Raw genomic sequence first — 14,128 nt, 5'->3', positions numbered from 1 at the left:
TTCAAACAAACAATCCTCGTGCTTGACACGAGGATCCAGGCGGCGTTCTCCGTGTGGCCTGGATGCTCGGGTCAAGCCCGAGCATGACCCGTGTTGTGAGCGTGGAGCACGTTTCCGTCGCAGGATGATGACAGGGGCCCTGAAGTCCTTAAGAAACCAGCAAAACCACGCTTCCGCACCACATGACAAGCGCTGTCATCGCCCCTTAACCCGTTTCACCGCATCGATTTTTTTGCCTTGGTTAACCAAAGTAAACGCTTCATTAACCATCCTCGTTCACTAATGGCCCCATCACGCTTTCCTTAAAAAAGCGGCATTGTGAGTGTGCTTTCCGGCTTTGGCTGGAAAAGATGGGGACAGGTATGGGTGCCTTACACGTAGCGGTATTGATGGGCGGGTTTTCCTCCGAGCGGCCGGTGAGCCTTGCCTCGGGAAACCCCTGCGCCGATGCGCTTGAGGCGGAGGGCTTCCGGGTCACCCGCGTCGATGTCACCCGCAATGTGGCGAGCGTGCTTGCCGAGCTGAAGCCCGATGTCGCCTTCAACGCGCTGCATGGGCCGTTCGGCGAGGACGGCACCATTCAGGGCATCCTCGAATATCTGGAAATCCCCTACACCCATTCCGGCGTGCTGGCCTCGGCGCTTGCGATGAACAAGGTGCAGGCCAAGCGCGTTGCTGCCGCCGGCGGCATTCCGGTGGCGGAAGACCGGCTGATGCAGCGTTCCGAAATCGGCAAGACGCATCCGATGGCGCCGCCCTATGTGGTCAAGCCCGTCAATGAAGGGTCCTCTTTCGGCGTGGTCATCGTCGATAAGGGGCAGAGCGCGCCGCCGCAGTCGATCACATCATCCGAATGGCCCTATGGCGAGACGGTCATGGTCGAGCGCTTCGTGCGCGGGCGCGAATTCACCTGTGGCGTGGTCGACGGCAAGCCGCTTTGCGTGACTGAAATCGTGCCGGTCGGTCAAAAATTCTACGATTTCGACGCAAAATACAAACCTGGCGGCTCAAAACACATTCTGCCGGCGGAAGTTAAACCGAATATTTACCAAAAGATTCAATCATTGGCCGTTCAGGCGCATCAGATCATGGGATGCCGCGGCGTCAGCCGTTCGGATTTCCGGTTCGATGAGGACAGTGGCGAGGACGGGCTGATCTGGCTGGAAATCAATACCCAGCCCGGCATGACCCCCACCTCCCTGGTTCCTGAAATGGCGGCGGAAGCCGGTATGAGTTTTGGTGCTTTTCTCCGTTGGATGGTGGAGGACGCTTCGTGTTTGCGTTGAAGACTGGAAGGGATGATATCGACAGGGGCGACCGCATGGCTCAGGGCAGCCGCGCGGGCGTATTGCCGCGTCCTCTCCGCCGTCTGGTGCGCGCCACGACGGGTATCTTCACCGGCCGTACCAGCGCTCCCAGGCATATCGGCAGCGCCGCCGCGCTTGTGTTTTTCGCCGCCGTCGGCGCCAACGCCGTCGTCGTGGCCGGCAAGGGCGATCTCGTGCGCCGCGCGGCCTTCCAACTTTCCGGCTTCGCGGTCGAGGATATCCAGATTTCCGGCAATAGCGAGACCTCGGAAATCGTGGTCCTGCAGAGCCTCGGCCTCGAGGGTGCCTATTCGCTGCAGGGCGTCGATATCCAGATGGCGCGCGGCCAGCTTCTGAACCTTCCCTGGGTCGCCGATGCCGATATCCGCAAGGTCTATCCCTCGACCCTGAAAATCTCGCTGAAGGAGCGCGTGCCCTATGCGCTGTGGCAGCAGGAAGATGGCCGTCTGCTGATGGTGGAGCGTGACGGCAATATCATCGGTCCGCTGAGCGCGCCGAAATTCCGCCGCCTGCCGCTGGTGCTTGGCCAGGGCGGAAATGTCGCGGCGAAGGATGTCGAGGACCTGATGCAGGAATGGCCGGAGCTTTCCGAGCGCGTGCGCGCCTTCAAGCGCGTCGACGAGCGCCGCTGGGACCTCTATCTCGATAATGGCATGATCGTGAAGCTGCCGGAAAAGGACAGCGATGCGGCGCTTGTTCGCCTGCGCAAGCTGGAAGATGAACGTTCCATCCTCGAGCGCGAAATCGCCGCTGTCGACCTTCGTCTCGATGACCGTGTCGCGATCCAGCTTACGCCCGACGCCATGGAGCGCCGCGCCGAAGCCACCGAAGCGCTGCACAAGACATTCAAGAACAAGGGGAGGCGTCTGTGACCCTGTTCCGCTCGTCCGGCTTCAGCCGCGCCAAGCCTCTTTCCGCCAAGAAGACGCATATCGTCAGCGTGCTCGACGTCGGCTCGTCGAAGGTCGTCTGCATGATCGCGCGGCTGACCCCGCGTGAGGAAAGCCAGATCCTGCCGGGCCGCACCCACAATATCGAGATCATCGGCATCGGCCATCAGCGCTCGGAGGGCATCAAGAGCGGCGTGATCGTCAATCTGGATGCGGCGGAACATGTGGTCCGGCTGGCGGTGGACGCGGCCGAAAGCATGGCCGGCATCACCATCGACAGCCTGATCGTCAATGTTTCGGCCGGTCGTCTGCATAGCGACACCTACACGGCGGCGATCGATCTTGGCGGGCAGGACGTGGACTCCTCCGATCTCCGACGCGTCCTGTCCGCCGTCTCCCGCCGCTCGAGCAACGAGGAACGGCAGGTGCTGCATTCGCTGCCCGCCGGCTTCACGCTCGACGGCGAGCGCGGCATCCGCGATCCGCTCGGCATGTATGGCGAGACGCTCGGCGTCGACCTGCATGTGGTGACGGCGGAACGGCTGGCGCTGCGCAATCTCGAACTCTGCGTCAACCGCGCGCATCTCTCCGTGGAGCGCATGGTGGCGACCCCCTACGCCAGCGGTCTTGCCGCTCTGGTGGACGATGAAGTCGAACTCGGCTGCGCCGCGATCGACATGGGCGCCGGCACGACGTCGATCTCGGTCTTCTCCGAAGGCCGGCTTGTTCATACCGATGCGATCAGCCTCGGCGGACTTCATGTGACGACCGATCTCGCCCGCGGGCTTTCGACCCGGATGGAAGACGCCGAGCGGCTGAAATGCGTGCACGGCTCGACGATTACCTCCAGCGCCGACGAGCGCGAGATGATCGCGGTGCCCTCCATCGGCGAGGACGATCACGATCAGCCCCGCCAGGTCTCCAAGGCGCTGCTTTCGAAGATCGTCAGGGCGCGGATCGAGGAAACGCTGGAACTGATCCGCGACCGGATCCAGCTTTCGGGCTTTTCGGCGGTTGTCGGAAAGCGGGTGGTGCTGACCGGCGGCGCAAGCCAGCTGATCGGGCTTAGCGAATTGTCGCGGCGGATCCTGAGCAGGAATGTCCGCATCGGTCGTCCGATGGGCGTTTCCGGTCTGCCGCTTCCGGCCAAGGGGCCGTCGTTTTCGACGGCCGCCGGCCTTCTGATCTATCCGCAGCTTGCGGAAAGCGAAACCTATGGCAGCGAGCAGCGGGGCTTTCTGTCGTCGGGCGGCGGACGCCTAGCACGCGTCGGCCAGTGGTTCAGGGAAAGTTTTTAACGAACACCAGAGATTGGCCGGCTAGGCGGTACGGCCATAGCGAGAAGGAACGAAACTCATGACTATCACGCTGCAGAAGCCAGATATTACTGAACTGAAGCCGCGCATCACCGTTTTCGGTGTCGGCGGCGGCGGCGGCAACGCCGTCAACAACATGATCACCGCGGGCCTCCAGGGCGTCGACTTCGTCGTTGCCAATACCGATGCCCAGGCGCTGACCATGACCAAGGCAGAACGCGTCATCCAGCTCGGCGTCGGCGTTACCGAAGGTCTCGGCGCCGGCTCGCAGCCGGAAGTCGGCCGCGCGGCCGCCGAGGAGTGCATCGATGAGATCATCGATCACCTCAACAACACCCATATGTGCTTCGTCACCGCCGGCATGGGCGGCGGAACCGGCACGGGCGCTGCTCCGATCGTGGCCCAAGCCGCGCGTAACAAGGGCATCCTGACCGTCGGCGTCGTCACCAAGCCGTTCCAGTTCGAAGGCCAGCGCCGCATGCGTCTTGCCGATGCCGGAATAGAGGAACTGCAGAAGTCGGTCGACACGCTGATCGTCATTCCGAACCAGAACCTGTTCCGGATCGCCAATGACAAGACCACCTTCGCCGACGCCTTCGCGATGGCCGACCAGGTGCTCTATTCGGGTGTTGCCTGCATCACCGACCTGATGGTCAAGGAAGGCCTGATCAACCTCGACTTCGCCGACGTCCGTTCGGTGATGCGCGAGATGGGCCGCGCCATGATGGGCACGGGCGAGGCATCCGGCGAAGGCCGCGCAATGCAGGCCGCAGAAGCCGCGATCGCCAATCCGCTGCTTGACGAAACCTCGATGCGCGGTGCCCAGGGCCTGCTGATCTCGATCACCGGTGGCCGCGACCTCACGCTGTTTGAAGTGGATGAAGCCGCAACGCGTATTCGTGAAGAAGTCGATCCGGACGCCAACATCATTCTGGGCGCCACCTTCGACGAGGAACTGGAAGGCATCATCCGCGTCTCCGTCGTCGCGACCGGTATCGACCGTTCGATCAACCACGGCGACGAGGATGTGACGGAACCGCGCCGCGAGACCCGCGCGCCGGAAATCCGCTCCAGCAACACCCAGCCGAGCCAGCCGGCTCAGCCCGCAGCCCCCCAGCCGCGCCAGGACCCGATCGCCGAAACGATCCGTTCCGCCGAAGCTGAAATGGAACGGGAGCTGCAGATGGCGATGAGCCATCAGCCGCAGCAGGCAAAGCCGCAGCCGCGCGCCGAAGCCCCGCAGATGCAGCCGAAGAGCCAGATCTTCTCCGCTCAGGCTCCGCGTCAGGCCGCGCCGCAGGCCGCTCCCCAGCAGCCGCGCCCGCAGATGGCCGAGCCGCGCCGCATGCCGGAAGTCTCCGACTTTCCGCCGGTGGTGCAGGGCGAGATGAGCGCAAGCCGTCGCCAGGAGCATGAAGAGCGCGGACCGAAGGGCCTGTTCAAGCGCCTGTCCAACACGCTTGGCCGCGGCGACGAAAGCTTCGAGGGTCATCACGAGGAGCCGGTGGCTCGCCGCGAACCCACGCAGCAGGCTCAGCCGCAGCAGAACCCCTACGCGCCGCGCCGTCAGGAAGCACAGCCGGCCCGTCAGGATGACGATCAGTTCGATATCCCCGCCTTCCTGCGTCGTCAGGCGAACTGAAACGCGATCGGTCCCCATTCGTTAGGGGACCGGTAACCGTCTTTTTGAAAACCTTCTCGCACAACGAACCCGGTCGCCCGCGCGGCCGGGTTTTTACGTGTTTCGTAACATTACGAAAGAAACAGTGATTTGGAATCGTGCGGACGTATGCGTAACTACATGCAAGGCATCGACTCGCCGCACGCCATGCCCACGCCGTCATCTAGAGGTCGCCCCGCAACCTGAACACGGTATTTGGCGCTGATAAGGCAGGGTCGCAATTCAGTTGAGTAGGGACATGATCATGTCGACAGGTATTTTCGGATTGCAGACGACCATCTCGAACTCCGTCAGGATTTCGGGGATCGGCGTGCATTCGGGCAAGCCTGCGACGATCGTTTTGCAGCCGGGCGAGGCCGATCAGGGCATCCTGTTCGAACGCTATGAGAACGGCAAGCGCATCAGCAGCTTCAAGGCGGTGGCGGACAATGTCGGCCCGACCGCCCTCTGCACCGTGCTCGGCACGCATCCGGGCGAATGGATCGCCACGATCGAGCATCTGATGGCCGCGATTTACGCACTCGGGATCGACAACCTCGTCATCTCCGTGGACGGCGCAGAGATGCCGATCATGGACGGCAGCTCGCGGGTTTTCGTCGATGCGCTGGATGAGGCGGGCATCGTCAAGCTTTCCAAGCAGCGCAGCTATATCAAGGTCGCCAAGACGGTGCGCGTTGAAAACGGCGCCGGCTGGGCCGAGTTCTCGCCCTATGACGGCACCCGTTTCGACGTCGAGATCGACTTCGAGACGCCGGTTATCGGTCGCCAGAAATGGGCGGGCGACATGAACGCCGATACCTTCCGCAAGGAACTTTCCGGCGCGCGCACCTTCGGCTTCATGCGTGACGTCGAGCCGATGTGGGCGCGGGGCTTCGCGCTTGGCTCCTCGCTCGAAAACTCCGTGGTGATCGCCGATGACGACCGGGTCATCAATGCCGAGGGCCTGCGCTACGAAAACGAATTCGTCCGTCACAAGACGCTCGACGCCGTCGGCGACCTGGCGATGATGGGCATGCGTTTCGCCGGTGCATTCCGCTCCTATCGCGGCGGGCATGCGCTGAATGCGGCCGCCGTGCGCAAGCTGTTCGAAACGCCCGGCGCAGCCGTGATCGTTTCGCCGCGGGGCGCGCTGCCCTTCCGCCTGCGTCAGGAAGGCGTGGTTGCGGCGGGGCCTGCGTCCTGAGTTCTATCGGATAAAGCTAAAATAGTCAGGCGGATCGGCGCATTTGCGGCGGTCCGCCTTTTCATTTGCTGGCTCTATCCGCTTGGGCCGCTTCCTGCCTTTCAGGCCGCTTAAGAATGCGTTATTGAAGCGCCATTAATTTGTGCGTTTTTCGCGCGCCTGCGATTGCTCTTGGCACCGGGATATGCGTAAAACGTCGGTTGAAACAGAAATGCGTCCGCATGACGCGCAACTGGGGCACAAGCAATGTCTGATACTTTGAACCGGAAAAGACTGGGAGCGTTTCGCGCAGCGGCGCTGCCGGCGGCCATAATTATCGGAGCAGGTATCGTTCTTGGCGGCTGCTCCCGGGACAAGGACGTCGACATCACCACGCTGCAGTATGAGGCCGATCCGCCCCAGCAGCTTTATGATGAGGCGCTTGCCAATATCAATGCCGGCAAGGTGAGCGAGGCGCTGCGCAAGTTCAAGTCGGTGCAGGACCAGAACCCGCTTTCCGACTATGCGCGGCAGGCGCTCCTGATGCAGACCTACCTGGAATACCGTTCGCGCAAGTATGAGGCGGCGGTCAAATCCGGCACGCGTTATGTCCAGCTTTATCCGAACTCGCAGGATGCCGCCTACGCGCAGTATCTGATCGGCCTTGCCTATTCGAAGGAAATCGTCGACGTCACCCAGGACCAGACGGCGGCCGAGCAGACGATCGTCGCGATGCAGAAGGTGATCGACAACTATCCGGATTCCGATTACGCGGGCGACGCGCGCGCCAAGATCCGCTATGCCCGCGACCAGCTCGCCGGCAAGGACATGCAGGTCGGTCGCTACTATCTCGAGCGCAAGGACTATGTCGCCGCGATCTCCCGCTTCAACCAGGTGGTCGACGAGTATTCGGACACCAACCAGATCGAGGAAGCGCTGGAACGCCTTGTTGAGGCCTATTACGCCATGGGCGTGGTCTCCGAGGCGCAGAACGCGGCCTGGGTGCTTGGGCATAACTATCCCGACAGCCCGTGGTATGCGCGTGCGTATAAGCTCTTGAATTCCAAGGGGCTTGAACCGAAATCGGCCGGCCGGGGCTCCGCTGTTTCGGACGCCACGCCGAGCTAAAACGGCGCATCCGCCAGGTCGCGAAAAACATGCTCGTCCAGCTTTCCATTCGGGACATCGTTTTGATCGAGCGGCTGGAGCTTGACCTCGGCGCGGGTCTTTCGGTGTTGACCGGCGAGACCGGCGCGGGAAAATCCATTCTGCTCGACAGTCTTTCGCTCGCGCTCGGCGCGCGGGGCGATGGCGCATTGGTGCGTCACGGGCAGGATTCGGGACAGGTGATCGCCGTGTTCGACGTGCCGATGGATCATCCGGCGCGGCTGCATCTGCGCGAAAACGGTCTCGACGATGATGGCGACCTGATCTTCCGGCGGATGCAATCCGCCGATGGCCGCACCCGCGCCTTCATCAACGACCAGTCGGTGAGCGTGCAGATGATGCGCCAGGCCGGGCGGTTGCTCGTCGAAATCCACGGACAACATGATGAGCGCGCGCTGATCGATACTGACGGCCACCGCCGGTTGCTTGATGCCTTTGGCGGGCTGACCGCCGAGGCCGAGCTTGTGGCCGGCCTCTATCGCGGCTGGAAGGATGCCGAACGCAAGCTGAAGCAGCACCGCGCCCATATCGAGGCGGCGATGCGCGAGGCGGACTATTTGCGCGCCTCTGTGGACGAGCTTCAGGAGCTTTCCCCGGTTGACGGCGAGGAAGATGAACTGGCCGAAAAGCGCGCGACCATGATGAAATCCGAGCGGATTGCGGGCGATATCGCCGAGGCGCTCGAATTTCTGAACGGCAATGCCTCGCCGGTTCCGATGATCGCCTCGCTGGTGCGCCGGCTGGAGCGCAAATCGCACGAGGCGCCGGGGCTTCTGGAAGAGACGGTGGAGCTGCTGGATGCCGCGCTCGAAAAGCTCTCCAGCGCGCAGATGGAGGTGGAAGCAGCGCTTAATCGCGCGGCCTTCGACCCGAAGGAACTGGAGCTTACCGAGGAGCGGCTTTTTGCGCTCAGGGGCGCAGCGCGGAAATACAACGTACCGGTCACCGAACTGCCGGCGCTGGCCGAACGCATGGTCGCCGATCTCGACGAACTCGATGCCGGCGAGGCGAAGCTTGCGGCGTTGACCGAGGCTGTGACGGTCGCTGAATCGGCCTATTTCGCCGCCGCCCGGGCGCTGTCGGAGCGCCGTCAGGTGGCCGGCGAACAGTTGAGCGACGCGGTGATGGCGGAACTGCCGGCGCTGAAGCTGGAGCGGGCGCGTTTTACCGCCGTCGTTTCAGCCGATGACGAGGCGGCGGGCGCGGAGGGTATCGATACCGTCTCCTTCGAGGTGCAGACCAATCCGGGCACGCGGGCAGGGCCGATCATGAAGGTCGCCTCCGGCGGCGAACTCTCGCGTTTCCTGCTGGCGCTGAAGGTGGCGCTGGCCGACAAGGGGTCCGCTCCGACGCTGGTCTTCGACGAGATCGATACCGGGGTCGGCGGCGCGGTCGCCGATGCGATCGGCCAGCGGCTGAAACGGCTCGCCGAGAACGTACAGGTGCTGTCCGTCACCCACGCGCCGCAGGTCGCGGCCCGGGCCGCGGGGCATTTCCTGATATCCAAGGGCGACCGCGGCAAGGATACCGTCAGCACCCATGTGGAGGTGATCGGTCCGGAAGCCCGCCAGGAGGAAATCGCCCGCATGCTGGCCGGCGCGAAGGTTACGGCCGAGGCGCGGGCTGCGGCGGCGAAACTGCTGGCCGGTGATGGTTGATCGGCATTTGCTGATATAAGCTGAGGATGAACCCGGAATTGCTTCCGCCGATCTCCCTTTGAGAGGGCGATCGGAGGGAGGGGCGTTGACGGACAGAATAGCCGCCTTCATTTTCCGATGGCGCAGGAATCAAGGGGACAGCCGCCGATGGAGACTTTTCTGGAACATTACTGGCCGCATATTCTGGCGGCGATTTCGTTCCTCCTCGGCGCGACGGCGGCGATCCATGCCGCGATGACCAAGGACGAGGTCCGCGCGGCGATCGGCTGGGTCGGCGTGATCATGCTGTCGCCGCTTTTAGGCGCGGCGATCTATGCGGTTGCCGGCATCAACCGGATGCGCCGGGCCTCGATCCTCGACCGGCGCGGCAGCATTCCCGATGCCGTTGCCAACGAGGAGAGGGAACATCATGTCGGACGCGAGGCGATCGTTTCCGCCTTCGGTCCGCGCATGGGGGCGATGTGGAACCTCGGCAACCGCGTCACGGGCATGCCGGCGACCGACGGCAATGTCATCCACCTGCTGGAAACCGGTGACGCAGCCTATGCCGCCATGCTGGAGGCGATCGACAAGGCCGAGCGCTCAATCCTGATGGAAACCTATATCTTCGATTCCGACCAGATCGGCCGCCGGTTCGTCGACAGCCTCGATGCGGCGGTTAAGCGCGGCGTCGAGGTGCGGATCCTGGTCGATTCGATCGGCGCGCGTTATTCCCGCCCGCGCATCACCTCGCTGCTGCGCGAACGCGGCATCAGGGTCGCGACCTTCAACGGCGCGGTGCTTTTGAAGATGCGGCTGCCCTATGCCAATCTGCGCACCCATCGCAAGATCATGGTGATCGACGGCGAAACCGTCTTCGCCGGCGGCATGAACATCCGCGCGGCCTTTACCGGGCCGAATGCCGCCCACGATACCCATTTCATGCTGCGGGGCGCGGCCGCAGGCGATTACTTCACCGTGGCGGCGGCCGACTGGTATTTCGAAACCCGCGAAAAGCTCGACGGGGCGGCCTGGAAGGTCTCCGCGCCTGAGACCCATGAGGGCGTCATCGCCCGCGTCGTGCCGTCCGGACCGGACCGCAATCTCGGCAACAATAACAGCATGATCATCGGCGCGCTTTCGGTGGCGGAGGAAAGCGTGATGATCATGTCGCCCTATTTCCTGCCCGATCGCGACCTCCTGTCCGCGTTGGCGACCGCCGCAAAGCGCGGCGTCGCCGTCGATATCATCGTGCCGGGCAAGAACAATCTCGGCCTTGTCGACAAGGCCATGACGGCGCAGTTCGAGGAAATACTGGAGGGCGGCTGCCGGATCTGGCGCGATAACGGGCCGTTCAACCATTCCAAGCTGATGACGATCGACGGCCGCTGGTCCTATCTCGGCTCCTCCAATCTCGATTCGCGCTCGCTGCGGCTGAACTTCGAAACCGATCTCGAAGTCTTCGATACGGGTTTTGCAACGGAGCTTCATGCGCGCATCGCCGCCGCGCGGGCCAATTCCACCGAGGTGACGATCGCCAAGCTGCAGGAGAGGCCGTTTCCCTACCGGCTCCGCGACCGGATTTTGTGGCTGGGATTGCCGTATCTCTGAAAACACCCCATATTCATGTTTATTGAATTGCGTGTGAAACATGATCCCGATCAAATCTCCCCTTGCCAATGCCGTGTTGCGCTCCTTCCGTGAGAACGGAAAGCGTCCGGATTCGGCCGTGCCGATGGCAGGCGAGGGGCTCAGGGTCGCGACCTATAACGTGCATAAATGCGTCGGCACCGACGGCCGTTTCGATCCCGACCGCACCTTTGAGGTGATCCGCGAGATCGGCGCCGACCTGATTGCCCTTCAGGAAGCCGACACGCGCTTTGGAGAGCGCACCGGGCTTCTGGATCTCAAGCGCATCGAGACCGAGACCGGCCTGATCGCGGTGCCGGCCGAGCCCAGCGTCAGGGCGCATGGCTGGCATGGCAATGTTCTCCTGTTCCGCGACGGCGCGGTGCGCGATATCCACCGCGAGAAACTGCCGGGGCTGGAGCCGCGCGGCGCGCTTTTGACCGATATCGAACTCAAGAGCGGCATCCATCTGCGCGTGGTTGCCGTTCATCTCGGCCTGTTCCGCGCCTCGCGCCGCCAGCAGGCCGATCACATTATCGGCTTGCTCGGCAATCGCGACGAGGCCGCGACGCTGATCATGGGCGACATGAACGAGTGGCGGCTGGGCAATGGCTCGGCGCTGCGCCGCTTCGAGGACAGTTTCGGCGCGCTGCCCCCGCCGAGAGCAAGCTTCCCCGCCCGCTGGCCGGTGCTGGCGCTCGACCGCATCATCGCCAATCGCGACGATCTGGTCGCCGATCTGGCGGCGCATGATTCGCTCCTCGCCCGGGTCGCCTCCGACCATCTGCCGCTGACGGCGTTGCTTGATACGGGGGTGTTGAGTGGCGAGGGTGAGACGACCGGGACGGCGCGGGTTTCGGGGTGAATGAACGCGCGGCCGGGAACGGCCTTCGTTTGATTCTCAAACCTATCAGCCCCCAATCTCCCCCCTTGAGGGGGGAGATTGGGGTCGCCATCGCCATCGCAGTCAAATCGGCTTCCATTTCGCGCCAATCCGCTCTAATTCAGCGGGGGAGCCGCGAAGGAGTGTGACATGGCGAAGAAACCGGTCGAGGAACTGTCCCGCGATGAGGCGGAGGCCGAGCTGGCGAGCCTTGCCGAGGAGATCGCCCGACATGATGTCGCCTATCATGGCAAGGACGCGCCGGAGATCACCGACGCCGAATATGACGCGCTGAAGCAGCGCAATGATGCGCTAGAGGCGCAGTTTCCCGACCTTATCCGCGAAGACAGCCCGTCGCGCCGGGTCGGCTCGACCCCGTCCGAGGTGTTCGCCCCGGTGACGCATAGCGTGCCGATGCTCTCCCTCGGCAATGTGTTTTCCGATGAGGACGTGCAGGATTTCATCGCCTCGGTCTATCGTTTCCTCGGGCATCTGCCGGATAACTCCATCGCTTTCACCGCGGAGCCGAAGATCGACGGCCTGTCGATGTCGCTGCGCTATGAGGACGGCGTGCTGGTCTCCGGCGCCACCCGCGGCGATGGCGCGACCGGGGAAAACGTCACCGCCAATGTCCGCACCATTAGCGAGATCCCGAACCGGTTGCCGAAGGGCGCGCCAGCGGTGGTCGAGGTGCGCGGCGAGATCTACATGGCCAAGAGCGATTTTGCCGCGCTCAACGCAGCGCTCGCGGATGAGGGCAAGCCCACCTATGTGAACCCGCGCAACACCGCCTCCGGCTCGCTGCGCCAGCTCGACCCGCAGGTGACGGCGAAGCGCAAGTTGCGATTCTTCGCCTATGCCTGGGGCGAGATGTCGGAGATGCCGGCCGATACCCAGATGGGTATGGTCGAGACCTTCGGGAAATGGGGCTTTCCAATCAATCCGCTGATGCGGCGACTTTCCTCCGTCGATGACCTTATCGATCACTACCGCGAGATCGGCGTAGAGCGCGGCGATCTCGACTATGACATCGACGGCGTCGTCTACAAGGTCGACCGGCTGGACCTGCAGGCACGGCTCGGCTTCCGCTCGCGCTCGCCGCGCTGGGCGACGGCGCACAAGTTCCCGGCCGAACAGGCGATCACCCGGCTTCTCAACATCGATATCCAGGTCGGCCGCACCGGAGCGTTGACGCCGGTCGCGCGGCTGGAGCCGATCACGGTCGGCGGCGTGGTGGTGACCAATGCGACGCTGCACAACGAGGACTATATCGCCGGCAAGGGCTCCGGCGGCGAGCCGATCCGCGAGGGCCGCGATATCCGCATCGGCGACTATGTCATCGTTCAGCGCGCCGGCGACGTCATTCCCCAGATCGTCGACATCGTGCCGGACAAGCGGCCTGACGATGCCGAACCCTATCAATTCCCCGATCACTGCCCGGTCTGCGGTGCCCATGCGGTGCGCGACATCAACGAGAAGACCGGCAAGCTCGATGCGGTGCGGCGTTGCACGGCCGGATTTTCCTGCCGGGCGCAGGCGGTCGAGCACCTGAAGCATTTCGTCTCGCGCAATGCCTTCGATATCGAGGGGCTCGGCTCCAAGCAGGTCGATTTCTTCTTCGAACATGAGGACGAGGCGCTGGCGATCCGCACCGCGCCGGACATCTTCACGCTGGAGCGGCGGCAGGGGGCGGCGCTCACCAGGCTCGAGAATTTCAACGGCTGGGGCAAGACTTCGGTCGCCAATCTCTACGAGTCGATCAACGAACGACGGACCATCGCCCTCAACCGCTTCATCTTTGCCCTCGGCATCCGCCATGTCGGCGAGACCACGGCTAAACTTCTGGCGCGCTCCTACGGCTCCTATGAGGCCTTTGAAAAGGCCATGCGCGAGGCGGCAGGCGGCGAGGGCGAGGCATGGGACGATCTCAACAATATCGACGGCATCGGCGCTGTCGTCGCCCGCGCGCTGGCCGAGTTCTTCGCCGAGGAGAACAATACCGATGTCATCGCGCGCCTGCTCAAGGAGGTGACCCCGGAGGACGACCAGCAGCGCATCGACACCTCAAGCCCGGTCGCCGGCAAGACCGTGGTCTTCACCGGCACGCTCGAGAAAATGACGCGCGACGAGGCCAAGGCCAAGGCCGAAAGCCTGGGCGCCAAGGTGTCCGGCTTGGTGTCGAAGAAGACCGATATCGTGATCGCCGGTCCGGGCGCCGGCTCCAAGCTGAAAAAGGCGGAGGAACTCGGCGTTGAGACCATGGACGAGGATGAATGGCTGGCGCTGATCGGCGGGTGACCCCCGTCTTGGACAGAGGCGCCTGTGAGACCTCTCCGCAAAGCCCCCCAATCTTCTCGCCCCGGAGGGGAGAGATGTCGCGAAAGCGACAGTGAGGGGGGAGCCTATCCCTGCGAGCGTCCTCACAATTTGACATT

The 14,128-nt window shown here is 63.3% G+C and carries 10 protein-coding genes; all 10 read left to right on the top strand.

Going from position 1 to position 14,128, the window contains the following annotated elements; genetic code table 11:
• The first annotated feature begins 362 nt into the window (after positions 1–362).
• Positions 363–1,286, top strand: a complete 924-nt coding sequence (locus tag K7H91_RS01735) for a D-alanine--D-alanine ligase (protein ID WP_230718467.1) — start codon at positions 363–365, stop codon at positions 1,284–1,286.
• Positions 1,274–2,200, top strand: coding sequence for a cell division protein FtsQ/DivIB (locus tag K7H91_RS01730; protein ID WP_230718466.1), 927 nt, complete (start codon positions 1,274–1,276; stop codon positions 2,198–2,200). The genes K7H91_RS01735 and K7H91_RS01730 overlap by 13 nt, the downstream gene beginning before the upstream one ends.
• A complete protein-coding gene (gene ftsA / locus K7H91_RS01725; RefSeq protein WP_230718465.1) occupies positions 2,197–3,516 on the top strand; it encodes a cell division protein FtsA in 1,320 nt (439 codons plus the stop codon). Before K7H91_RS01730 ends, ftsA begins: the two co-directional genes overlap by 4 nt.
• A 58-nt stretch (positions 3,517–3,574) precedes the next feature.
• Positions 3,575–5,176 carry a cell division protein FtsZ gene (gene ftsZ, locus K7H91_RS01720; protein WP_230718464.1) on the top strand — a complete coding sequence of 534 codons (1,602 nt, stop codon included), beginning with the start codon at positions 3,575–3,577 and terminating at the stop codon, positions 5,174–5,176.
• A gap of 283 nt (positions 5,177–5,459) precedes the next feature.
• Entirely contained in the window at positions 5,460–6,398 is a 939-nt protein-coding gene (lpxC, locus tag K7H91_RS01715) for a UDP-3-O-acyl-N-acetylglucosamine deacetylase (RefSeq protein ID WP_230718463.1), read from the top strand.
• 246 nt (positions 6,399–6,644) lie between these two features.
• A complete protein-coding gene (locus K7H91_RS01710; RefSeq protein WP_230718462.1) occupies positions 6,645–7,505 on the top strand; it encodes an outer membrane protein assembly factor BamD in 861 nt (286 codons plus the stop codon).
• Positions 7,506–7,534: 29 nt separating this feature from the next.
• On the top strand, positions 7,535–9,202 hold the full coding sequence (recN, locus tag K7H91_RS01705; RefSeq protein WP_230718461.1) for a DNA repair protein RecN: 1,668 nt from the start codon (positions 7,535–7,537) through the stop codon (positions 9,200–9,202).
• Positions 9,203–9,349: 147 nt separating this feature from the next.
• Positions 9,350–10,792 (top strand): phospholipase D-like domain-containing protein, encoded by a 1,443-nt coding sequence (locus K7H91_RS01700; protein ID WP_230718460.1) that lies wholly within the window; start codon positions 9,350–9,352, stop codon positions 10,790–10,792.
• Positions 10,793–10,832: 40 nt separating this feature from the next.
• Positions 10,833–11,675, top strand: coding sequence for an endonuclease/exonuclease/phosphatase family protein (locus K7H91_RS01695; protein ID WP_230718459.1), 843 nt, complete (start codon positions 10,833–10,835; stop codon positions 11,673–11,675).
• A gap of 168 nt (positions 11,676–11,843) precedes the next feature.
• The gene (gene ligA, locus K7H91_RS01690; protein ID WP_230718458.1) at positions 11,844–13,991 is read left to right on the top strand and encodes an NAD-dependent DNA ligase LigA; all 2,148 of its coding nucleotides are present in this window, start codon (positions 11,844–11,846) and stop codon (positions 13,989–13,991) included.
• The last annotated feature ends 137 nt before the right edge of the window (positions 13,992–14,128 follow it).

Origin of the sequence: Martelella mediterranea (genome assembly GCF_021021415.1) — a bacterium.
Lineage (GTDB): Bacteria > Pseudomonadota > Alphaproteobacteria > Rhizobiales > Rhizobiaceae > Martelella > Martelella mediterranea_C.
This window is presented reverse-complemented; position numbering and strand designations above follow the sequence as displayed.

What these genes read in the sequence shown, in the direction of transcription:
- K7H91_RS01710 (WP_230718462.1), top strand. Translation starts at nt 6,645, where the DNA reads ATGTCTGATACTTTGAACCGGAAAAGACTGGGAGCGTTTCGCGCAGCG.
- lpxC (WP_230718463.1), top strand. Translation starts at nt 5,460, where the DNA reads ATGTCGACAGGTATTTTCGGATTGCAGACGACCATCTCGAACTCCGTC.
- ftsZ (WP_230718464.1), top strand. Translation starts at nt 3,575, where the DNA reads ATGACTATCACGCTGCAGAAGCCAGATATTACTGAACTGAAGCCGCGC.
- K7H91_RS01700 (WP_230718460.1), top strand. Translation starts at nt 9,350, where the DNA reads ATGGAGACTTTTCTGGAACATTACTGGCCGCATATTCTGGCGGCGATT.
- K7H91_RS01695 (WP_230718459.1), top strand. Translation starts at nt 10,833, where the DNA reads ATGATCCCGATCAAATCTCCCCTTGCCAATGCCGTGTTGCGCTCCTTC.
- ligA (WP_230718458.1), top strand. Translation starts at nt 11,844, where the DNA reads ATGGCGAAGAAACCGGTCGAGGAACTGTCCCGCGATGAGGCGGAGGCC.
- recN (WP_230718461.1), top strand. Translation starts at nt 7,535, where the DNA reads ATGCTCGTCCAGCTTTCCATTCGGGACATCGTTTTGATCGAGCGGCTG.
- K7H91_RS01735 (WP_230718467.1), top strand. Translation starts at nt 363, where the DNA reads ATGGGTGCCTTACACGTAGCGGTATTGATGGGCGGGTTTTCCTCCGAG.